General features: G+C 60.3%; 24 protein-coding genes and 1 riboswitch. Of the genes, 17 read left to right on the top strand and 7 right to left on the bottom strand.

The genetic code is table 11. The annotated features are described in order from the left end of the window. Positions 1-30 precede the first annotated feature (30 nt). The 3 genes from WH87_RS05600 to hemB form a co-directional block, all read right to left on the bottom strand. Complete coding sequence (locus WH87_RS05600; protein ID WP_046138144.1) at positions 31-759, bottom strand: arginyltransferase; 729 nt, start codon at positions 757-759, stop codon at positions 31-33. Positions 760-819: 60 nt separating this feature from the next. Further along, on the bottom strand, positions 820-1,344 hold the full coding sequence (locus tag WH87_RS05595; RefSeq protein WP_046138145.1) for an RDD family protein: 525 nt from the start codon (positions 1,342-1,344) through the stop codon (positions 820-822). A 269-nt stretch (positions 1,345-1,613) separates the two neighbouring features. Beyond that, positions 1,614-2,627, bottom strand: a complete 1,014-nt coding sequence (gene hemB / locus WH87_RS05590; RefSeq protein WP_197410729.1) for a porphobilinogen synthase — start codon at positions 2,625-2,627, stop codon at positions 1,614-1,616. 90 nt (positions 2,628-2,717) lie between these two features. Here hemB and WH87_RS05585 point away from each other — a divergent pair, with 90 nt between their 5' ends. Next, a complete protein-coding gene (locus tag WH87_RS05585) occupies positions 2,718-3,113 on the top strand; it encodes a hypothetical protein (protein WP_046173229.1) in 396 nt (131 codons plus the stop codon). Between the two features lie 3 nt (positions 3,114-3,116). Here the strand turns inward: WH87_RS05585 and WH87_RS05580 are convergent, their stop codons facing one another. Then, positions 3,117-3,836: a helix-turn-helix domain-containing protein gene (locus WH87_RS05580; protein ID WP_281175168.1), complete on the bottom strand. Its 720-nt coding sequence runs from the start codon at positions 3,834-3,836 to the stop codon at positions 3,117-3,119. A gap of 134 nt (positions 3,837-3,970) precedes the next feature. Between WH87_RS05580 and WH87_RS05575 the strand changes: the two genes are divergently transcribed. From WH87_RS05575 to WH87_RS05560, 4 genes are all read left to right on the top strand, one after another. Further along, positions 3,971-4,384 (top strand): hypothetical protein, encoded by a 414-nt coding sequence (locus WH87_RS05575; RefSeq protein ID WP_046138147.1) that lies wholly within the window; start codon positions 3,971-3,973, stop codon positions 4,382-4,384. Positions 4,385-4,604: 220 nt separating this feature from the next. Next, positions 4,605-5,114 carry a transcriptional regulator LdtR gene (ldtR, locus tag WH87_RS05570; RefSeq protein ID WP_046138148.1) on the top strand — a complete coding sequence of 170 codons (510 nt, stop codon included), beginning with the start codon at positions 4,605-4,607 and terminating at the stop codon, positions 5,112-5,114. Positions 5,115-5,357: 243 nt separating this feature from the next. After that, complete coding sequence (locus tag WH87_RS05565) at positions 5,358-6,623, top strand: L,D-transpeptidase family protein (protein ID WP_046138597.1); 1,266 nt, start codon at positions 5,358-5,360, stop codon at positions 6,621-6,623. Between the two features lie 98 nt (positions 6,624-6,721). Next, positions 6,722-6,922 (top strand): DUF6898 family protein, encoded by a 201-nt coding sequence (locus WH87_RS05560; RefSeq protein ID WP_046138149.1) that lies wholly within the window; start codon positions 6,722-6,724, stop codon positions 6,920-6,922. Here WH87_RS05560 and WH87_RS18880 read toward each other — a convergent pair whose 3' ends face one another. Further along, entirely contained in the window at positions 6,923-7,363 is a 441-nt protein-coding gene (locus WH87_RS18880; protein ID WP_052726281.1) for a BA14K family protein, read from the bottom strand. A 227-nt stretch (positions 7,364-7,590) separates the two neighbouring features. Then, positions 7,591-7,673: riboswitch (ZMP/ZTP riboswitch) on the top strand. 119 nt (positions 7,674-7,792) lie between these two features. Here WH87_RS18880 and glyA point away from each other — a divergent pair. The 4 genes from glyA to nusB all read left to right on the top strand — a co-directional run bounded on the left by glyA (position 7,793) and on the right by nusB (position 11,272). Beyond that, the gene (gene glyA, locus WH87_RS05545) at positions 7,793-9,094 is read left to right on the top strand and encodes a serine hydroxymethyltransferase (protein ID WP_046138151.1); all 1,302 of its coding nucleotides are present in this window, start codon (positions 7,793-7,795) and stop codon (positions 9,092-9,094) included. A gap of 9 nt (positions 9,095-9,103) precedes the next feature. After that, on the top strand, positions 9,104-9,583 hold the full coding sequence (gene nrdR, locus WH87_RS05540) for a transcriptional regulator NrdR (RefSeq protein WP_046138152.1): 480 nt from the start codon (positions 9,104-9,106) through the stop codon (positions 9,581-9,583). Continuing rightward, on the top strand, positions 9,580-10,677 hold the full coding sequence (gene ribD, locus WH87_RS05535) for a bifunctional diaminohydroxyphosphoribosylaminopyrimidine deaminase/5-amino-6-(5-phosphoribosylamino)uracil reductase RibD (RefSeq protein ID WP_052726282.1): 1,098 nt from the start codon (positions 9,580-9,582) through the stop codon (positions 10,675-10,677). The genes nrdR and ribD overlap by 4 nt, the downstream gene beginning before the upstream one ends. Before the next feature lie 100 nt (positions 10,678-10,777). Then, positions 10,778-11,272 carry a transcription antitermination factor NusB gene (gene nusB / locus WH87_RS05530; RefSeq protein ID WP_046138153.1) on the top strand — a complete coding sequence of 165 codons (495 nt, stop codon included), beginning with the start codon at positions 10,778-10,780 and terminating at the stop codon, positions 11,270-11,272. 271 nt (positions 11,273-11,543) lie between these two features. On the opposite strand, the gene WH87_RS05525 is transcribed toward nusB, so the two are convergent. Continuing rightward, on the bottom strand, positions 11,544-11,924 hold the full coding sequence (locus WH87_RS05525; protein ID WP_046138154.1) for a putative immunity protein: 381 nt from the start codon (positions 11,922-11,924) through the stop codon (positions 11,544-11,546). Between the two features lie 63 nt (positions 11,925-11,987). After that, entirely contained in the window at positions 11,988-12,434 is a 447-nt protein-coding gene (locus tag WH87_RS05520; RefSeq protein WP_052952310.1) for an outer membrane protein assembly factor BamE, read from the bottom strand. A 167-nt stretch (positions 12,435-12,601) separates the two neighbouring features. Here WH87_RS05520 and WH87_RS05515 point away from each other — a divergent pair, with 167 nt between their 5' ends. The 8 genes from WH87_RS05515 to WH87_RS05480 all read left to right on the top strand — a co-directional run bounded on the left by WH87_RS05515 (position 12,602) and on the right by WH87_RS05480 (position 19,191). Beyond that, a complete protein-coding gene (locus tag WH87_RS05515; RefSeq protein WP_046138600.1) occupies positions 12,602-13,129 on the top strand; it encodes a ubiquinol-cytochrome C chaperone family protein in 528 nt (175 codons plus the stop codon). Continuing rightward, positions 13,126-13,674 (top strand): YceD family protein, encoded by a 549-nt coding sequence (locus tag WH87_RS05510; protein ID WP_046138156.1) that lies wholly within the window; start codon positions 13,126-13,128, stop codon positions 13,672-13,674. Before WH87_RS05515 ends, WH87_RS05510 begins: the two co-directional genes overlap by 4 nt. Positions 13,675-13,755: 81 nt before the next feature. Further along, entirely contained in the window at positions 13,756-14,817 is a 1,062-nt protein-coding gene (gene plsX / locus WH87_RS05505) for a phosphate acyltransferase PlsX (protein ID WP_046138157.1), read from the top strand. Between the two features lie 5 nt (positions 14,818-14,822). Then, positions 14,823-15,800: a beta-ketoacyl-ACP synthase III gene (locus WH87_RS05500; protein WP_046138158.1), complete on the top strand. Its 978-nt coding sequence runs from the start codon at positions 14,823-14,825 to the stop codon at positions 15,798-15,800. Positions 15,801-16,044: 244 nt separating this feature from the next. After that, entirely contained in the window at positions 16,045-16,356 is a 312-nt protein-coding gene (locus tag WH87_RS05495) for an integration host factor subunit alpha (protein WP_046138159.1), read from the top strand. A 24-nt stretch (positions 16,357-16,380) separates the two neighbouring features. Next, complete coding sequence (locus WH87_RS05490) at positions 16,381-16,836, top strand: MerR family transcriptional regulator (protein WP_046138160.1); 456 nt, start codon at positions 16,381-16,383, stop codon at positions 16,834-16,836. Between the two features lie 195 nt (positions 16,837-17,031). Next, entirely contained in the window at positions 17,032-17,982 is a 951-nt protein-coding gene (locus WH87_RS05485) for a sugar ABC transporter substrate-binding protein (RefSeq protein WP_046138161.1), read from the top strand. 87 nt (positions 17,983-18,069) lie between these two features. Further along, positions 18,070-19,191 carry an ABC transporter permease gene (locus WH87_RS05480; protein WP_046138162.1) on the top strand — a complete coding sequence of 374 codons (1,122 nt, stop codon included), beginning with the start codon at positions 18,070-18,072 and terminating at the stop codon, positions 19,189-19,191. Position 19,192: the final 1 nt, after the last annotated feature.

Here is a 19,192-nt window from a genome sequence, read left to right as displayed (position 1 = left end):
GACACTTATGGCCCAAAGATGGCGCAGAGCCTAGTCCAGTGGGCACCAGCCCAAAGTGCCCCTTTGTACTTCGAGCGGGCGATAGAGCGCCTTGTAGGCCATTTTGGGGGAATCCTTGACCCAATAGCCGAGATAGACATAGCCGAGCCCGGCCGAGCGCACCTGCGAGATATGGTCGAGAATGAGGAAAGTGCCCAGGCTACGATGGGCCAGATCGGGATCGTAGAACGAATAGACCATGGAGAGCCCATCGGGCATCACGTCGGTCAGCGCCACGGCCACCAGCGGCTGATCGGGATGGTCGCGCAGGCGATACTCGACGAGCACCGACTGCACCGGGGTGTCTTCGACCATGTATTCATAGTCGACAAAGCTCATCTGGTTCATGCCGCCGCCCGCATGGCGCGACTCCAGATAGCGCTTGAACAGATCATATTGCTCGCTGGTCGCCTTGGTGGGGCGCACTTCAACGGACAAATCATCATTGTTGCGGATGACGCGGCGGAACCGGCCTGAGGCCTCGAACTCGTCGGCAACGATGCGCACGGATTGGCACGCGTTGCAGCCTTCGCAGGCCGGGCGGTAGATGAGGTTCTGGCTGCGACGGAAACCGTTATCGCTCAGCAAATGATGCAGCGCAGACGCCCGTCGCCCCGTCAAATGGGTAAACAGCTTCCGCTCCTGCTTGTCGGGCAAGTAGGGGCACGGCATGGCGGCGGTCAAAAAGAGCTGGGTTGTCTCAGGCGTATGGTCGGTCATCTAAGACCCTTGGTGCTGTCAGGGGATAGTGTAATCCCCTGTCCTTAGCCCCGCAACGTTTCAATAGGCCTCTTGGCTGCGGCGATTGTGCGCCTGCCAGTGGCGGGTCATGGGCGACCGGCGCACCATCAGCGTGCCGCAGATGAGGTCGTGGATCATCTGCCGGCGCGGCGTAAACAGCGCAAACAACAGAGAAATCGGCCAGCAAATGGCGAAGGTGATCCAGAAGACGGCGGCGTGAACTAGTGCCATCCAGCCGTCCAGTGGCTGCCCGCGCGTTGGCGTCAGCACGATATCCATGGCCTGCATGCCCACGGTCGCGCGTTTGTGTGAGCCAAGGGTCGCCGCGTAATAGATGACGATGGTGATGGGGACGACGAACAGCAACGCCACCCAGGCGAGACCAAAGGTGAGGAAACCGGCGATGAAGCCGACAATGCTGAACGCAATAACCAGCACGCCGATGATGGCGAGGTCGATCAGATAGGCAAGCACTCGGCGTGTCAGCACGCCCTCAAACAGCTCGGGAGCGGTCGCAGGATCTGGCAGGTTCGGGCGCGGTGCGTAGGTGTCGTACTGGCTCATGGCCAAAACATTGTCATGCTGGGGGCCAGACGCAAGAGGGTGGGCGGAAATTTGTGGGGTTGGCGCGCGGGGGAAGGGGCGCCATGGAGGCAGTCCAGCCACGACGTCATTCCCGCGAAAGCGGGAATCCCACTTTGGTGTGGCACGAAGATTGGTGTGGCAAGAAGAAGGGAGATTCCCGCTTTCGCGGGAATGACGCTGTGATGGAGGAGTCGATCCCGGGATGGATCCCGGCTCAGGGCCGGGATGACATCGAGGTTGGGGCTACGTTAGCGGCCCAATTCGCGGGCCACTTCCAGCGCGTAATAGCTCAGCACGCCGTTGGCGCCGGCGCGCTTGAAGGCGTAGAGGCTTTCGAGGATCGCGCCCTTACGGTCGATGGCGCCGGCGGCGGCGGCGAACTCGATCATCGCGTATTCGCCACTCACCTGGTAGGCGTAAATCGGCACGTTGAAGTTGTCCTTGGCGCGGCGGACGATGTCGAGGTAGGGCAGGCCGGGCTTGACCATGATGCTGTCTGCGCCCTCGGCAATGTCCTGCTCGATCTCGCGCAGGGCCTCATCTGAATTGGCGTAATCCATCTGATAGGTGCGCTTGTCGCCGCGCAGACGGCTGCCGGTGCCCACGGCCTCGCGGAACGGGCCATAATAGAAGGACGCGTATTTGGCGGCGTAGGACATGATCTGCAGGTGCTCATGACCTTCGCCATCCAGCGCCTCGCGAATGGCGGCAACGCGGCCATCCATCATGTCCGATGGTGCGATTATATCGGCGCCTGCCTTGGCCTGCGCCAGCGCCGAGCGGATCATCACCGAGACGGTCTCGTCATTAAGGATTTCGCCGTCGCGAACCAGACCGTCCTGACCGTCGCTGGAATACTCATCCAGCGCCACGTCGGCAATCAGACCGATTTCAGGCACGGCTGACTTGATGGCCGACAAGGTGCGGCACATCAGATTGTCGGGGTTATAGGCCTCAGCGCCGTTTTCGCTGCGCAGATGGTCTGGCGTATTGGGGAATAGCGCGAGGGCAGGGATGCCCGCATCGCGCGCCGCCTTGGCGGCTTCCACGCAGAGGTCAATGCTGAGGCGTTCGACACCCGGCATGGTACGGATGGCGGTCTTCTCGTTCTGCCCTTCGATTACAAAGAGCGGCCAGATCAGATCTGCTGGGGTCAGCACCGACTCGCGCACCATGGCCCGGCTCCAGGCCGTGCGCCGGGTGCGACGCAGACGGCGTCCACCGAGAAAATCCATATCGTGTTTATGCCAGTTTTCGGCCATAGGGCGGCTCCATTTTGCGCCGCCTTAATAGCAGCGGCGGCAGCACCATCCAAGGTCCCGCTTGTCGCATCGCCATGCAGGAGCTAGACAATGGCCATGGATTTCAACGCTCAGCCCATCGGCATCTACATTCGTGTGGTCGCCATCATCAGCCTTCTCCTGGGGCTCAACGATGCTGCGCGGCTGCTTGGCGTCAATCTCGGCTCGGTCAGCCCGATCGCCGCCATGGGGATGACGGGATTCGTTTATCTGGCGATCTTCTCGCTAGCGCGCCTATTCGCGGCGGTTGGCTTGTGGATCAAGGCCAGCTGGGGCGCTGTGCTGCTGGTGGCGTCCACCGGTGTCGAGCTGGTGCTCTATTTGTTGGGCAGCCCCGACGTGACCATGTCGGCATTTGGTTTTGGCGTGCGGCTGGTGCTGCTCGCGTCCATCCTGGTCATCTTTGTCATCGGCATCCGCATGAGTCGCGCCCGCGCTGCTGACTGACCGTCAGGCCGGATAGAACTGCTCGATTGTGATTTCTTCGGCCAGCGCATCCTGCGGCGCACCAAAGCTGGTCACAGTTGTAAACCAGCGCGTTTCGACGCCACCCGCATTGAACACCACCGGCAGCAAGACAAGTCCCTGATTGGTGTGCGCGCCAAGACCCAACTGGCTTACCCCAGGCTGCGCGAGCGCGCGTTGCATCACCGCACCCAACGGCGATTGTGGCCCACGTATCCGCACCCCTTCGCGCATGCGGTGCATCAGGTAGAGGGCAACTTCGTCCCAATTGACCAGACCATCGCGCACCGGTCCCGGACAAAAAACCAAATCCACCAGATTGAGCGACGGGGCCGCAGGCGCGCCTGCGCCCAAAAGAGCCATGGCGCCGGAGTTGGCCTCAAGCACATTGAATGCGGCATCCAGCACCAGTGCGGGCGAGGGATCATGAGCGCCAAGAATGATGCCTGCAGCGCGCCGGATTTCGGCCATTTGCGGTGAGGTCCAGTCATTGTCACCGAACACGGGCGCAAAGCCCGCAGCGACAAGCAGGCCATTGCGCTCCCGCAGCGGCATTGCCAGCGCTTCGGCCAGCCGCCTGACCATTTCAGCGCTCGGCCGCGCCCGTCCGCTTTCGAGGAATGACACATGCCGCGACGAGACTTCGGCTGATAGCGCCAGATCGAGTTGGCTCATGCCGCGGAGCCTGCGCCATTGCTTCAACATTCCGCCGACCATAGCCGCCTCCATACCTGTACAATGCCCCTGCGACGGAGGCAGCGCACTTACCTCCAAGGTAATTGAATTTATGACCTCCTGGCGACAGGCTTCCGGTGTCATCTCAATCATGGAATAGCCCGATGGTCGCTCTCGCTCACTCCACCCTTCGTCCAGATCCGCGTTTTGCCTATTGGCTCGACGGCATAGTCTCAATGATCATGGGCGCAGCAGTCGCTTTGCTATCTGCTCAAGTGACAACGATGATCGGCTGGTCCCTGCCTTCGGGCTTCATTCTGGCAGTCGGGGTGTTCCTGATGCCTTGGGGTGTCTTTAATATCCGGACTGCGCGGGCACGTCGGACCTACCGCGCCGCGCTGGTCTTCCACTTGTTTGTCGATGTGACCTGGGTCGTGGGCAGCGCAACGCTGTTGGTTGTTTACGGGGCCACGATGACGGGGCATGGTCTGGTGTTTGTGGCGGCGCAAGGGCTGGCGGTTGCGGGCGTGCTGGTCCTCAAGCTTGCCGGCGCCCGTGCGATGTTGAGCCGCGCATGAATAGCGAGAGGGGGTAGAGACTTACCCCCGCTAATCCCGTTTACACCGCGTTTAGGTTACAATTGTCTGACACAGTGGAACGAAGAATTAAGCCAAATTCTCATTGCATTCCAGTAAGATAGTTTTAAGCGTGCTGCTTAGGCTGATCTTAGTCCGGTCGCCGTAGTTTGGCCTCATGAGATGCGAAAAATCGCACAGACTGCAAAACAGTGAGGCATAAATGGCAATCAAATCCAACGCAGCCGAGGCCCTGTCCCCGGAACGTCCCCAGAGCCTGAAGCCGCTTTATCTCGAAGCTGTTTCTCGCGTTGAGCGTCTGCACCGTCGTCTGCTCGACCTGATCAAGGACGAGTTCGACCGTATGGGCTGGGACGACATCAACCCAGTGCAGGCGCTGCTGATGTTCAACATCGGCGATGCCGAGCTGACCGCTGGCGAGCTGCGTTCGCGTGGCTACTATCTGGGTAGCAACGTCTCGTACAACCTCAAGAAGTTGGTCGAAACCGGCTACATCTTCCAGGAGCGTTCGCGTTCCGACCGCCGCTCGGTCCGCATCAAGCTGACCCCGAAGGGCGAGGAAGTGGCTGAAGTGATCGACGAGCTTTATGACCGTCACCTCAAGTCCATCGACAAGGTCGGTGGTCTGGGCGACGACGAATTCGACGGCCTGAACAAGGCCCTTGCCCGCCTCGAGCGCTTCTGGGTCGACCAGATTCTCTACAAGCTCTAAGCCACAGGTACATATTGTGGCCTAGCTGCCACACCGAACATCAAACGCCAGCCCTTGGGCTGGCGTTTCTTATTTCAGCCTCAAACTCGCGTATGAACGTTGGTTAGTGGTTTGAAACCATTTCCCGCGTATTCTTGGTTCATGAAGTCTGAAGGTTCACACTCGCTTGTCCGCGTTGTGGCCGATGGGATGCGATGGTAAATGCTGATGCTGCTTCGGCAGACAGATAATTCGGGTGACTTGATGCGGCTGAATAGACGTTCCCTTCTTAAAACCATGGCCCTCGCGGGCGCGACTGCGGCTCTGCCAACAGTGGCGCGCGCGCAGGAAGGTGAATCCCTTTTCGATATTTTCGGCCGCGGTAACGTGCTGCGCAACGTCAATACCGATGGCAATACAGCAGCCGCACAGGCGCTGATCGCCACCAATGAGCCGATCCTGTCCTATGACACGGCCTATAATCTTCAGCTGGCCATTTCCCAGTATGAGCCCTTCGTCGCCAATGGCGGCTGGGAAGAGGTGCCTCAGGAGGCGTTCCGTCTCGTGGTTGGCAAGTCAGGCCGCCCCGTCATCGCACTCAAGCGCCGCCTGATTTCGTCGGGTGACATGGCGCTGGTGCCCAACGTCAACGACCAGTTTGATGAAGCGACGGACCGCGGCGTCCGCGCATTTCAGGCTCGCCATGGCCTGATCGTCAACGGTCAGGTGGATGAGCCGACCTGGTACGCGCTCAATGTGCCGGCCGCGACGCGCCTTAATCAGCTTTATCTCAACGCTCAGCGCGTTCAGACCATGGCTGCAAACCTCAACCCACGTTACGTGGTGGTCAACATTCCGGCCGCGACGATCGAGGCGGTGAATGAGGGCATGGTCGAGCAGCGCCATACGGCAGTGGTTGGTCGCGTCGACCGCGCCACGCCGATCATGGCCAGCAAGGTCAGCCAGATCAACTTCAACCCCTATTGGCACGTGCCCAAGTCGCTGGTCCGTCAGGACCTGACCAAGTACATGCTGCAGAACCCGAACTATCTGGCTGAGCAGAACATTTTCATCTACGACGGCGCCGGCAACAAGATTGATCCGCAGACGATCAATTGGGCTGCGATCACCGATCAGCAGGTCAACTACATGTATCGCCAGGAACCTGGCGCGGCCAATTCCATGGGCCACTGCAAGATCAATTTCTACAACCCGTACGATTGCTACCTGCACGACACGCCATCCAAGGCGCTGTTCGGCGAAAACGCCCGCTTCCACTCTTCGGGTTGCGTGCGCGTCGATGGCGTTGCTCAGTTGGTCAATTGGTTGCTGCGCGACAATGGCGACTGGGATCAGGGCAAGGTCGACTCGACCTTCGACTCGCTCAAGCGTCTCGATGTCGAGGTGAAGGCCCGCGTGCCGATCCACACCACCTACATCACCGCCTGGGCCAACAAGCAGGGCATCGTCAGCTTCCGCGACGACGTTTACGACTTCGACAAGCAGGGCAAAGTCACCTTCGACGCCTGATTGTTTCGAGCCGAAACAAGGACGCCCTCCCATCGTGGAGGGCGTTTGCATTTGTGCGCTGCCGAATCCTGTTATGGTCGCCAAAAGGGGCTGACATCATGACCAGTGGCGAAGTCTTGTTCGAGTTTGTGCAGCTCGGCCAGCAAATGCGGGTCGCGGCCATTCACGCCGATACCGGCACCGAAGTGGTGGTGATTACCCCAAGATCGGCCTCGCGCGCCCAGATGCAGCAATTGGCGCTCGCCAAGCTTCGTATGAAGCTCGGCGACACGCCCGAACCGCCTAAGCGGTTGTTCTAACTACAGATTGCAGCGGTGACGGTAGCCGTCATAGCCCATGTAGCTGTCCGTGCCGACATCGTAGGATTTGTAGCGGGCAAAGCATGCCTGGATGTGGGCATTGGAATTGTTGGGGCGGGCGACATTGCCCTGATTATTGCCACCGGCAAGGGCGCTTCCGAGGATGGCGCCGAAGGTGAAGCCGAAGATACCCGTGGCAAGGGAATCAAGGTTGTTGCGGCGCTGATTGTAGAAGCGGTTGTAGTCGTTATTGCCCCAGCCGCCGTTCCAATAGCCGCGGCAATCGCGGTCATTTGGGTTGCGCTGACAATAGGTCTGAATGACCCGGTCGCGCTGGCTGTAGTTCTGATCAAAACGCTGGGCCTGTGCTGGCACGGCGCTGGCAAGCATCATCGCGCCGGTAACAAGTGCTGCGCTGAAGGTAGCAATCGCGTTCTGCATGAGGATTCCTCCACGTTATGCGCGTGCACAGACGCGCCTCTGCACAGACAATGCTTAGCGCTGGCAAAGAGTTGCCGCAGCGGGGCAGAATTAACCTTTGTGGCCGAGTAAAATAACCGGCGCAGCGCCGCACTTCATGCGGACCTTTTGCCTGTGAATGAAGCGGGCAGGGTGCCTTATGCGACTGTTGAGCCCCTTTCCCTGAGCCCGCTTTTGCGCAATAAGGAAGGTGTTCGCGCTACTGGCGAGAAAAGATGGGCAACCATCGGGGAACGCGAACTTCATAGAGCCGCTCGCCTGGGCACCCATCCACGATCAGGGAAGCCCCATGAACCCAACTCAGATTGATGGGTCTTGGATTTGCGCCACGCGCCGTGATAAAGCCACGGCCACGCTGGTCACCCTGATCTTTTGTGAGGAAAACCCCGCATGAGCGCTGCCACCAATACCCCGCTTTTTCCCGATTTCTTCTCTGCGTCGCTCGCACAGTCTGACCCGGAAATCGCCAAGGCCATTCAAAATGAGCTCGGTCGCCAACAGCACGAAATCGAGCTGATCGCGTCGGAAAACATCGTCTCGCGCGCCGTTCTGGAAGCGCAGGGCTCGATCATGACCAACAAGTACGCTGAGGGTTATCCCGGCAAGCGCTATTATGGTGGCTGCGAGTTCGTCGACGTTGCCGAAACGCTGGCCATCGAGCGCGCCAAGGAACTGTTCGGCGTCGGCTTTGCCAACGTGCAGCCCAATTCGGGTTCGCAGGCCAACCAGGGTGTCTATCAGGCACTGGTTCAGCCCGGCGATACCATTCTGGGCATGTCGCTCGACGCTGGTGGTCACCTGACCCACGGCGCGCGTCCAAACCAGTCCGGCAAGTGGTTCAATGCCATTCAGTACGGTCTGCGCAAGCAGGACGGTCTGGTCGATATGGACCAGGTTCGTCAGCTCGCCCGCGAGCATAAGCCAAAGCTGATCGTAGCCGGTTTCTCCGCCTATTCGCGCGTGATGGACTGGGCCGAGTTCCGCGCCATTGCCGATGAAGTTGGCGCACTGCTGTTTGTCGATATGGCCCACGTGGCAGGTCTGGTTGCTGGCGGTGTCTACCCCAGCCCGTTCCCACACGCCCACGTTGCGACCACCACCACCCACAAGACCCTGCGCGGTCCCCGTGGCGGCCTGATCCTCACCAATGACGAGGACATCGCCAAGAAGATCAACTCGGCGATCTTCCCCGGCATTCAGGGTGGCCCGCTGATGCACGTCATCGCGGCCAAGGCCGTGGCGTTCCATGAAGCGCTGCAGCCTGAGTTCAAGGAATACGCCAAGCAGGTCGTCGCCAATGCCCACATTCTGGCGGAAACGCTGGTCAAGGGCGGCGTCGATATCGTCAGTGGCGGCACCGACAACCATCTCATGCTCGTCGATCTGCGCCCCAAGGGCCTGACCGGCAAGGCAGCCGAAAAGGCGCTGGAACGCGCTGGCATCACCTGCAACAAGAACGCGGTGCCATTCGATCCAGAAAAGCCAGCAATCACCTCGGGCATTCGTCTGGGCACCCCAGCGGCAACCGCGCGCGGCTTCGGTACGGCTGAGTTCCAGCTCGTCGGCGAGCTGATCATCGAAGTGCTCGATGGTCTGGCGACCAATGGCGAAGACAATAACGGCGCTGTCGAACAGCAGGTCGCGACCAAGGTTCGTGCCCTGACCGACCGCTTCCCGATCTACGGTCAATAAAGGTCTATTATGCGCTGTCCCTATTGCGGAAACGACGACACGCAGGTCAAGGACAGTCGCCCGACTGAAGATTCCGGCGCAATTCGCCGCCGCCGCGTCTGTAATGGCTGCGGCGGCCGCTTCACCACCTTCGAACGCGTGCAGCTGCGCGATCTGACGGTGGTGAAGAAGACGGGCCGCAAGGTGCCGTTCGACCGTGAAAAGCTGGCCCGCTCAGTCAATACCGCACTGCGCAAGCGCTCGGTTGATCCCGAGCGCACCGAACGCATGATCTCCGGCATCGTCCGTCAGCTCGAGTCGCTGGGCGATGTCGAAGTCACCTCCGATCAGATCGGCGAATATGTCATGGATGGCCTCAAGGGGCTCGACGACGTGGCATTCGTGCGCTTTGCCTCAGTCTACAAGAATTTCTCTGCGGCCGACGACTTCCGGTCGTTCCTCGCTGAACTTGCCCAAGGGCAGGGGACGTTGCGAGGCGACGACGATTGAGCCAGCCCACAGAAGTCGATGTGCGGTGGCTCGATGCCGCCGCGCGTTACGCTACGCCATTTGTTGGAACGACCGCTGAAAACCCAACCGTGGCCGCTTTGCTGGTGGACGCGCTGGATAACAGGCTGATCGCCCGCGCCGTCACCGCCAAGGGTGGCCGTCCTCATGCCGAGACGCAGGCTATCGAGGCGGCGGGTTTTGCTGCGGCCGGGGCAACGCTCTATGTGACGCTTGAGCCATGCCACCATTGGGGCCGTACGCCGCCATGCGTGGATGCGATTATCCGCTCGGGCATCATGCGCGTCGTCATCGGTGCCAGCGACACCCATGAGGCGACCAAGGGCGAAAGCACGGCGCGGCTTGAGTCGGCGGGCGTTGAAGTCATTCACGCCAACCATGCCCCCTCGATCGCGTTGAGCGCAGGCCACGCCATGTTGCACACGGCAGGACGGCCTTTGGTGACGGCTGTGGTCAATGTCTCGGCCGATGGCATGATTGCGCGTCAGGGCGCGGACCGGAGCACGTTTTTGAGCGCGGCTGCGCGCGAGTGGATCGACCTGCTGCGCACGCGTTCCGACGCGATTTTGATCGGCGCTGCGACCGCCAAGATCGACGATCCAACGCTGACTGTGACCATCCCGGGTCTACAGTCGCGTACACCGCTGCGGCTCATTCTCGCGGGCGCTGAAGGCGTTGATCGCAAGGTGAATCTGATTGCTGGCTTCTCCGGCCATCGTACTGCGATCGTTGCACAAAATGGCGCCCCGCTGAACCTTCCCGCCTCCATCCAGACCTTCCCGGTGGAGGGCCTCAATGGTCGGCTGAGCCTTGCATCCACGATGGAAATGCTGGGCAAAAAGGGCATGCAGAATCTGCTGGTGGAGCCCGGCGTGAAACTGACTGCTGCGCTGCTCAAGGCGCAGCTGGTGGATCGCTTCGCGGTGATCACCAGCACGCGTGAAATCGGCGAGGGCGGGGTGCCCGCAAGTGCATCCGGCTCCCTCGCAGAAGCGCTGGCTTGGGGCGGCATGACCGCCGATGAGCCACAGGCGCTTGGCGAAGACACGCTGACCATCTATCAACGGACTGCATAGCCGCTTCCGTCCCAAATATATTGAAGTTCCCGTGCTGGGCGACTATGGGGTTGGCATGCCGCCCGGTGTCACCAGCCTGGCCAAATCAGAGTGACCACCTATGGCTGAAGCCCCCAAACGCGATCCCCAGGCCGACCGTCCCGCTAACCAGCGTGGCGCCGCCCGTCTTGCAGCCGTTCAGGCGCTCTATCAGATGGATGTGGGCCGCGCGACGCTTGAGGACACGCTGGCCCAGTTCGGCAGCTATCATCTGGGTCGTGAGATCGAGGGTGAGCAGTATTTGCCCGCCGATGCGGACTTCTTCCGCCAGATCGTTTCGGGCGTTGCCAAGCACCAGCTGGAGATCGATCCGGCCGTTGATCGTTCGCTTGCCGATAGCTGGCCGGTCGAGCGCGTCGATGCAACGCTTCGCGCCATCCTGCGCGCCGCTGCGTTCGAGCTGCTGCGTCGCAAGGACATTCCGCCCCGCGTGGTTATCACTGAATATGTCGATGTGGCGAAGGCCTTCTACGAAGACGACGCCACGGGCCTCGTCAACGCGACGCTCGACGCGATCGCCCGCGAAGCGGGTAGCGATCTGTCTGATACGAAGTAGCTTTTGCTTGAGGTTACTAGGTGGTCCTGAGGGGCTGGCGGTGTTTACGCTACTGGTACCCACTCTCAATGCGGCACAAGCGGGCATAGACCCACGGATCAAGTCCGTGGGCAGCGCCGGTGGGGTCGGAGATTTCAAAGTGCTCACGGCAGCATGATGGGTCGTCATTGCCCGGCTTGTCCGGGCAATCCACACCACGCGCGGTGAGACGATGGATCACCCGGACGAGCCGGGTGATGACGATGGGGAGGGGGCCTTTAGAGGCGGCCTCTCACCCAATCGCAGGTACGCGTTCGTCCTGCCACTTTTCTTCAGCTTCATCATCGCCGCCTGCGGCAATCACAGCCTTCAGCGCATAGTTGGCCGCGTGGGGGCCATGGGCGGGCACATGCGCGGTTTCTGCGGCATGGCCAGCGGCGCGAGCGGCGTTGCGGGCGGCGTCGGTACCAGCTTCGCGCGCGGCGGCGTGGGCGGCCTCTGCGGCGCGGCGAGCGTGATCCACCGAGTTCTTGCCGGCAGCGAAGCCCCGAGCGGCGCTGATGGCCTGGCGGGCGCGCTTGTCGCCATTGGCCTCGGCCAACGGCAGCACGCGTTCAGCGCAATCGGCCGCCCATTGGACCAGCGCGCGGTGTTCCTTGCTATTGTGATGCATGTGGGTCTCCAAAACAAAGAAGCCCCGGTTTCCCGGGGCTCCTGAAAACTGAATGGACTGCGCTTAGAACGACGACAGGATCGAGTCGATAAAGCTGCGGTCGGCGCCGAACGATGGGGTGCGGCGGTTCTCGATAGTGACGGTCTTGCCGTCCTTGAGCGAGTAGACGGCCTTGTCGACCACCTTCTTGTTCTTGTCGAAATAGATGGCCAGCACGGTGCGAGACTGGATCATCGTCACGCCGAACGCGGTCTGGCGAACCTTGGTCTCGACATAATAATATGCGGATTGATCGCCGAACGTATTGGTCGACTGCGGCGAACCCAGCACCAGCTTCACCAGTTCCTGGCTCTGCCCGACGCGAATCTGCTGCATCGCGCTCTCGGAAATCTCATAGCCCTGAGTACGGTTGGTGATCAGCGAAGTGCTGCTCGTGCAGCCAGCAAGCACCAGAGCGAGCAGAATGGCAGCGATGGGTGCAACTGAACCGGAAACGGTACGCATGGGCATGAATTTGACTTTCCCGATGGCTCTCGACTATAGGCACGACAACAAGGCGGCGGCCACTCGGCCGCCGGAATGTGTAGCTGCCAACTTGTCTCTCTGGCAAGCTGGCAATGGCTCGGCCAAGCGTTCTACCTGCCTGTTTGACCGATCAAGACGCTGAGCGCAATCCCATGATCCTGTCTCTATTCCGTAAGAACACCGCTACTGAACCGGTTTACGCCATTTATAGCGCCATTGTGGCGCAATCCCGGCAGCCGATTTTCTACGCCGAATGGCAAGTACCTGACACGGTTACTGGTCGCTTCGATATGATCAGTCTGCACATGGCTCTGTTGTTCCGCCGTCTGCGCACCGCCGCGGGCGCGCAGAAGGACTTCAGCCAGGCCGTTTTTGATCTGTTTTTCAAGGATATGGACCGCTCACTGCGCGAGATGGGCGTGGGCGATCTCGGCGTGCCAAAGAAGATCCAGAAAATGGGCAACATCTTCTTCGGGCTTCTCGCTGCGCTCAACGAGGCCATGGACCGCAAGGACGTGACCGCTCTCGAAGACGTCCTGTCTCGCAATATCTTTGATGGCGAGTTTGGCCCTCATATCCGCGCGCTGGCAGAATATCTGCTGGCCAAGGATGAGGTGCTGGCCGCCCAGCCCGCCGATGCGATCACCGGTGGCACCGTCCATTTTGAGGCTGCTCCATGAGCCAGGAACCATCCCCGATTCTCGATGCCATCGTGCGCGTCGATCGTCTACCCGCCACGGGCCGCTCGCTGAAAGTGGCGCCCGATGAAGCAGCACGCGCCGAGTTGGCCGAAGTGCTCAAGCTCAATGCGGTGGAAAGCTTCCACGCCACGCTGTCTGTCGCGCCGCTGCGCGGGGGTATCCGTGCGCTCGGTCGCCTGACTGCCCGCATCGTGCAGCCATCGGTTGTCACGTTTGAGCCGGTGACGCAGGACATCGATGAGCCCATCGATCGGGTCTTCCTGCCGGAAGCCGCGCATCACAAGCCGACGCCTGGCTCGGAAGTGTTTGTCGATATCGATGACGACGATTTCCCTGACCATATCGATGGCCCCGAGGTCGATCTCAGCGCACTTTTGATCGAAACTCTGGCGCTGGCGATCGATCCTTATCCGCGTCTGCCCGGAGAAAGCCTCGAATCGCTGGGATTGTCTGGCACCGCTGAAGAGACCGGCCCATTTGCTGGTCTTTCCAAACTCAAGAAGCCCACGGATCCCGGTGCTTAGCGCCGGGTCCCGGGGCTTTGCACCGACTCCCCGATGGGATATGTTTAAACACTTGCCACTCGGGCCGAAAAACGGGCTGAAATGACCGATACAATAACAATATCAGTGGATGCCATGGGTGGCGACAATGCTCCCCGGGCGGTCATCCACGGTGCCCATTTGCTGCTCAAAGAGCGCAAGAATGCACGCTTTATCTTTCATGGCGTCCAGGAGCAGATCGCTCCACTGCTCGAAGAATTCCCCGCGCTGAAGCCGGCCTCCAGCGTGCGTCACTGCGACGTTGTCATCGCAATGGACGAAAAGCCAAGCCAGGCCCTGCGCAAGGGCAAGGGAACCTCGTCGATGTGGATGGCCATTCAGGCCGTCAAGGACGGCGAGGCTGACGTGGCTATCTCCGGCGGCAATACCGGCGCGCTGATGGCCATGGCCACATTCTGCCTGCGCCCGATGGAGGGCATTGCCCGTCCGGGTATCGCTGCGATCTGGCCGACCTTGCGCACCGATATCGTTGTGCTCGACATGGGCGCAACCATTGGCGCTGATGCCCAGCAGCTGGTGGACTACGCCATTCTCGGCTCCGCACTGGCGCGCTGCCTGTTCGACGAGAAGTCTCCGACTGTCGGTCTGCTCAATGTGGGCACCGAAGAGGTCAAGGGTCTCGAATCGATCAAGGAAGCCGGCCGCATTCTGACCGAAGCGAGCGGGGCAGGGTTCACCTATCACGGCTTTGTCGAAGGCGATGACATCGGTAAGGGCACCGTCGACGTGGTGGTCACCGAAGGTTTTGTCGGCAATATCGCGCTCAAGACGGCCGAAGGCACCGCCCGTCAGGTCGGCCGCTACCTATCCAATGCGCTGAAGGCAAATTTGATGAGCCGCATCGGCGCTTTGTTCGCCATGTCGGCGCTAAAAGCATTGCGCGCCAAAATGGATCCACGCACCCTTAATGGTGGCGTATTCATGGGGCTGAATGGGATTGTTATTAAATCCCATGGCGGTACCGACGAAATCGGCTACAAAAGCGCCCTCGGATTGGCCTATGAAATGGGCCGTAACCGTCTGATCGACAAGATCAGTGATACTATGAAGCGTTTCCCAGTTAAGGCGGTGCCAGCAGCGCTTGCCACCGAACCCGAGGCATAACAGGCGTGACCAAGACGCGTTCCATCATCCGCGGTGTCGGCGGCTATCTTCCTGAGAAAATTGTCACCAATGCCGAGTTGGCCAAAACGGTCGACACATCGGATGAGTGGATCCAGGAGCGTGTGGGCATCAAAGAGCGCCATATCGCTGCCGAAGGTGAGTTCACCTCCGATCTGGCTGTGGCGGCTGCCAAAAAGGCGCTCGAGGCCTCTGGCCTGACGCCGGACGACATTGATCTGATCATCGTCGCCACCACGACGCCCGATTACACCTTCCCGTCTGTAGCGACGCTCGTGCAGATGAAGCTGGGCATGCATCACGGCATGGCGTTTGACATCCAGGCTGTGTGCTCGGGCTTCGTCTACGCCGTTGCGACGGCCGACAGCTACCTCAAGAACGGCCTTGGCACGCGTGCGCTGGTCATTGGCGCCGAAACCTTCTCGCGTCTGCTCGACTGGACCGATCGCACCACCTGCGTGCTGTTCGGCGATGGCGCGGGCGCTGTGATCATGGAACGGGTCGAGCTGGCCGACGACGCGCCAGAGCAGGGGGTTCTCGCCACGGCGCTGCGTTCGGACGGGCACCATTGGGATAAGCTCTATGTCGACGGTGGACCATCCACCACCGGCACCACTGGCCATGTCCATATGCGCGGCCCTGAAGTGTTCCGCCACGCTGTCGGCAAGATCACCGACGTGGTCTACGCGACGCTGGAAAAGACCGGCTACACCGTCGAGGACCTCGACTGGTTCGTGCCGCATCAGGCAAACAAGCGCATCATCGAAGGGGCAGGGGCCAAGTTGGGCCTGCCACCTGAAAAGGTGGTGATGACCGTTGCCCTGCATGCCAACACCTCTGCCGCCTCCGTGCCACTGGCATTGAGCGCTGCGGTGGCCGATGGCCGCATCAAGCAGGGCGATCTGGTGATGCTCGAAGCCATGGGCGGCGGCTTCACCTGGGGCGCGTCGCTCATTCGCTGGTAACTCCGCCCCACGCATTGACGTTAAGCCTTTCAAGGCATTAGTGTCCCATGGGGGGCTGAGGAACCCGGCGCAAAGACTGTCCTGACGAGGGGTTGTGACGGCCGGTTTGCGCTGAACAAGGGACTATTCCCGCGCTATATGGCGACCCTGCATAAGGGCCGCGCAGAGAGCAACACGGTCTGGGACGCGACCGAAAGTCGTCCCGACGCGGGGATTTGGACCTGTCGGCAATACGAGGGTACGAATGACGCAGAAGACGGTAACGCGCGCTGATCTGGCTGAGGCTGTCTATGGATCCGTAGGCCTGTCTCGAACGGAATCAGCTGAGCTGGTGGAACGGGTCCTCGAGTTGATCGGGGATGCGCTGATCACCGGCGCGAACGTCAAGCTTTCATCCTTTGGCTCGTTTCAGGTGCGCTCCAAAAATGAGCGTATCGGCCGGAATCCCAAGACCGGCGAGGAGGTTCCGATCCTTCCCCGCCAAGTTCTTGTGTTCAAACCGAGCAACGTGTTGAAATCGAAGATCAACAAATCTATGGTAAATGCTGGAAAATAAAGCTTTCCCGCGAGTCTGAGCAGAGTGGACAAGTCGCCCGACGCCTTCCGTACCATCTCTGAAGCTGCCGAAGAACTGGACCTGCCCCAGCATGTCCTGCGCTTTTGGGAGACCCGTTTTTCGACCATCAAGCCGCTGAAGCGCGGCGGTGGTCGTCGCTACTATCGCCCTGAAGATGTGTTGCTGCTGCGTGGCATCCGCCACTTGCTCTATGATCAGGGCTTCACCATCAAGGGCGTCCAGCGCATCCTCAAGGATCAGGGCAGTCGCTATGTCATCGCCGTGGGCGAGGGCAAGCCGCTGGAAGATATCCTGCCGATGATCGAAATGGCCGAAGCGGCCGGCGATGAGGCGGAAATCGAAGAGGCCGTGATGACGGCAAATGCGGCGCTTGATGCTGAATCGCGTGACAAGCTGTCAAATGTCCTGCGCGAGTTGCTGGAGTGCAAGCGTATTCTCGAACGCGCTCGCGAAAACTAAACAACCGTTCTATTTGCTGCGAAATTTGGAGTGCAACCGTGTACACGGTTGCACTTTTTGTTGCTCAAAACGGCAAATACTCCAGCAAACATCGACACTTGACCTTTGAAATCAGAAATGGAATGTTTGTTTCGTTGGTAGGCGTAAGTGGTTTTTTTGTTCCGCATCGCCATTCTCCAACTCAGGGAGGAATGAATGAAGCTTACAATGAAGACGTTGTCGCTCGCCGTTCTGGCAGCTGGCCTGTCGGTAGCGACCGCGCTGCCCACTATGGCCGAGGGCGAACGTTTTGTTCTGGTGTCCCATGCGCCGGATTCCGACAGCTGGTGGAACACCATCAAAAACGCCATCGCCCTGGCAGGCGAGCAGATGGACGTCACCGTCGAATACCGTAATCCACCGACCGGCGATCTCGCCGATATGGCTCGCATCATCGAGCAGGCCGCCGCATCCAATGCCGATGGCATCATTGCCACCATCGCTGACTTCGACGTTTTGAAGGGACCGCTTGAGGATGCGGTCGCTCGTGGCATTCCTGTCATCACCATCAATTCGGGCACCATCGAGCAATCCAAGGAACTTGGCGCGCTGCTGCATGTTGGTCAGCCAGAGTATGACGCTGGCCACGGTGCCGGTGAACGTGCCAAAGCCGCTGGGGTCACCAGCTTCCTCTGTGTGAACCACTACATTACCAATCCGGCTTCGGTTGAACGCTGCCAGGGCTTTGCTGACGCGCTCGGCGTCGAACTGGGCAGCCAGATGATCGACTCCGGTATCGACCCCTCGGAAATCCAGTCCAAGGTCGCGGCTTATCTTCAGACCAACCCTGACACCAATGGCATCCTGACGCTTGGCCCAAACTCGGCTGAACCGACCATTGCGGCACTCGATGCCAATGGGCAGGCCGGCTCGATCTTCTTTGGCACTTTCGATCTTTCCCCCGGCATTGCCACGGCAATCAAGGCAGGCACGATCAACTTCGCCATCGACCAGCAGCCCTTCCTGCAGGGTTATCTGCCAGTCGTGATCCTGACCAACTACGTGCGTTACGGCGTGGTGCCCGGCAACTCGATCAACTCGGGCCCAGGCTTCATCACCAAGGACAATATCGAACTGGTTGAGAAGTACGCGGGTCAGTACCGCTAGAACGACTGGGGTCGCGCCTGGCGCGGCCCCACTTTACCCTGCGCTACAGGCGGGCAGGGCAGCTTTTCATAATTTGAGGTGTTCCCGATGAGCGAGCAGACAGGTCTGCCGTCAGGCGACGAACGTGTCCAACGCCAATCCAGCCTGCGGCGCGCCTTCATGCGCCCGGAGCTCGGCGCCATGGCCGGCACGGTTATTGTCTTCGCATATTTTGCAGTTGTTGCCGGTGGCACGGGCATGTTCGCCGCCGATGGCGTGATGAACTGGGGCGTCGTTTCCGCTCAGTTCGCCATTATCGCCGTGGGCGCCTGCCTATTGATGATCGCCGGTGAGTTCGATCTCTCCGTCGGGTCGATGATCGGCTTTGCCGGTATCGTGATTGCCCTATTGAGCGTGCATCTGGGCTGGCCGATGTGGGCCGCCATTCTCGCTGCCTTTGCTGTCGCCATGTTGATCGGCGCGCTGAACGGCTATCTGGTCGTCAAGACCGGCCTGCCATCCTTCATCGTGACGCTCGCTTCTTTGTACATCCTGCGCGGTTTGACCATTTACCTCGCGATCTCCACCACTCGCCAGACCATCGTCGGCGGCGTGCGCGAAGCGGCGCAAGGCGATTGGCTGGCGCCGTTGTTCGGCGGCAAGGTGTTTGGCTTTGTGTTCACCTGGCTGGCCGATATCGGCTGGATCGCCACCTTCAAGAACGGTGCGCGTGCAGGCCAGCCCGTCGTCGATGGCATTCCCATGCTAATGATCTGGGCGTTGGCGCTGATCATCTTTGCCCACGTTCTGTTGACCCGCACCCGCTTTGGCAACTGGATCTACGCCGTTGGCGGCGATGCCCGTGCGGCGCGCTATGTCGGCGTGCCGGTCAATCTCGTCAAGATCACCATGTTCGTGTTCACCGCCTTCTGCGCCACGGTGTTCGCCACCTGCCAAGTGATGGAGTTCGGCTCCGCCGCGGCCGATCGCGGTCTGCTCAAGGAATTCGAGGCCATCATCTCCGTGGTTATCGGCGGTGCTCTGCTGACGGGCGGTTATGGCTCGGTCATCGGTGCGGCGCTGGGTGCCCTGATCTTTGGCGTGGTGCAGCAAGGGCTGTTCTTTGCCGGGGTGGAATCCTCGCTGTTCCGGGTGTTCCTGGGTGTCATCCTGCTGCTGGCGGTGATCCTCAACACCTATATCCGTCGCCTCATCACCGGGGAGCGTTGAG

The sequence above is a fragment of the Devosia epidermidihirudinis genome (assembly GCF_000971295.1).
GTDB lineage: Bacteria > Pseudomonadota > Alphaproteobacteria > Rhizobiales > Devosiaceae > Devosia > Devosia epidermidihirudinis.
The sequence above is the reverse complement of the archived record's forward strand: the minus strand, read 5'-3'. Positions and strand labels throughout refer to the sequence as shown.

Excerpts from the sequence above, each read along its gene's own strand:
- WH87_RS05600 (WP_046138144.1), bottom strand. The coding sequence starts at position 759 with ATGACCGACCATACGCCTGAGACAACCCAGCTCTTTTTGACCGCCGCC.
- WH87_RS05595 (WP_046138145.1), bottom strand. The coding sequence starts at position 1,344 with ATGAGCCAGTACGACACCTACGCACCGCGCCCGAACCTGCCAGATCCT.
- hemB (WP_197410729.1), bottom strand. The coding sequence starts at position 2,627 with ATGGCCGAAAACTGGCATAAACACGATATGGATTTTCTCGGTGGACGC.
- WH87_RS05585 (WP_046173229.1), top strand. The coding sequence starts at position 2,718 with ATGGCCATGGATTTCAACGCTCAGCCCATCGGCATCTACATTCGTGTG.
- WH87_RS05580 (WP_281175168.1), bottom strand. The coding sequence starts at position 3,836 with ATGTTGAAGCAATGGCGCAGGCTCCGCGGCATGAGCCAACTCGATCTG.
- WH87_RS05575 (WP_046138147.1), top strand. The coding sequence starts at position 3,971 with ATGGTCGCTCTCGCTCACTCCACCCTTCGTCCAGATCCGCGTTTTGCC.
- ldtR (WP_046138148.1), top strand. The coding sequence starts at position 4,605 with ATGGCAATCAAATCCAACGCAGCCGAGGCCCTGTCCCCGGAACGTCCC.
- WH87_RS05565 (WP_046138597.1), top strand. The coding sequence starts at position 5,358 with ATGCGGCTGAATAGACGTTCCCTTCTTAAAACCATGGCCCTCGCGGGC.
- WH87_RS05560 (WP_046138149.1), top strand. The coding sequence starts at position 6,722 with ATGACCAGTGGCGAAGTCTTGTTCGAGTTTGTGCAGCTCGGCCAGCAA.
- WH87_RS18880 (WP_052726281.1), bottom strand. The coding sequence starts at position 7,363 with ATGCAGAACGCGATTGCTACCTTCAGCGCAGCACTTGTTACCGGCGCG.
- glyA (WP_046138151.1), top strand. The coding sequence starts at position 7,793 with ATGAGCGCTGCCACCAATACCCCGCTTTTTCCCGATTTCTTCTCTGCG.
- nrdR (WP_046138152.1), top strand. The coding sequence starts at position 9,104 with ATGCGCTGTCCCTATTGCGGAAACGACGACACGCAGGTCAAGGACAGT.
- nusB (WP_046138153.1), top strand. The coding sequence starts at position 10,778 with ATGGCTGAAGCCCCCAAACGCGATCCCCAGGCCGACCGTCCCGCTAAC.
- WH87_RS05525 (WP_046138154.1), bottom strand. The coding sequence starts at position 11,924 with ATGCATCACAATAGCAAGGAACACCGCGCGCTGGTCCAATGGGCGGCC.
- WH87_RS05520 (WP_052952310.1), bottom strand. The coding sequence starts at position 12,434 with ATGCCCATGCGTACCGTTTCCGGTTCAGTTGCACCCATCGCTGCCATT.
- WH87_RS05515 (WP_046138600.1), top strand. The coding sequence starts at position 12,602 with ATGATCCTGTCTCTATTCCGTAAGAACACCGCTACTGAACCGGTTTAC.
- WH87_RS05510 (WP_046138156.1), top strand. The coding sequence starts at position 13,126 with ATGAGCCAGGAACCATCCCCGATTCTCGATGCCATCGTGCGCGTCGAT.
- plsX (WP_046138157.1), top strand. The coding sequence starts at position 13,756 with ATGACCGATACAATAACAATATCAGTGGATGCCATGGGTGGCGACAAT.
- WH87_RS05495 (WP_046138159.1), top strand. The coding sequence starts at position 16,045 with ATGACGCAGAAGACGGTAACGCGCGCTGATCTGGCTGAGGCTGTCTAT.
- WH87_RS05485 (WP_046138161.1), top strand. The coding sequence starts at position 17,032 with ATGAAGCTTACAATGAAGACGTTGTCGCTCGCCGTTCTGGCAGCTGGC.
- WH87_RS05480 (WP_046138162.1), top strand. The coding sequence starts at position 18,070 with ATGAGCGAGCAGACAGGTCTGCCGTCAGGCGACGAACGTGTCCAACGC.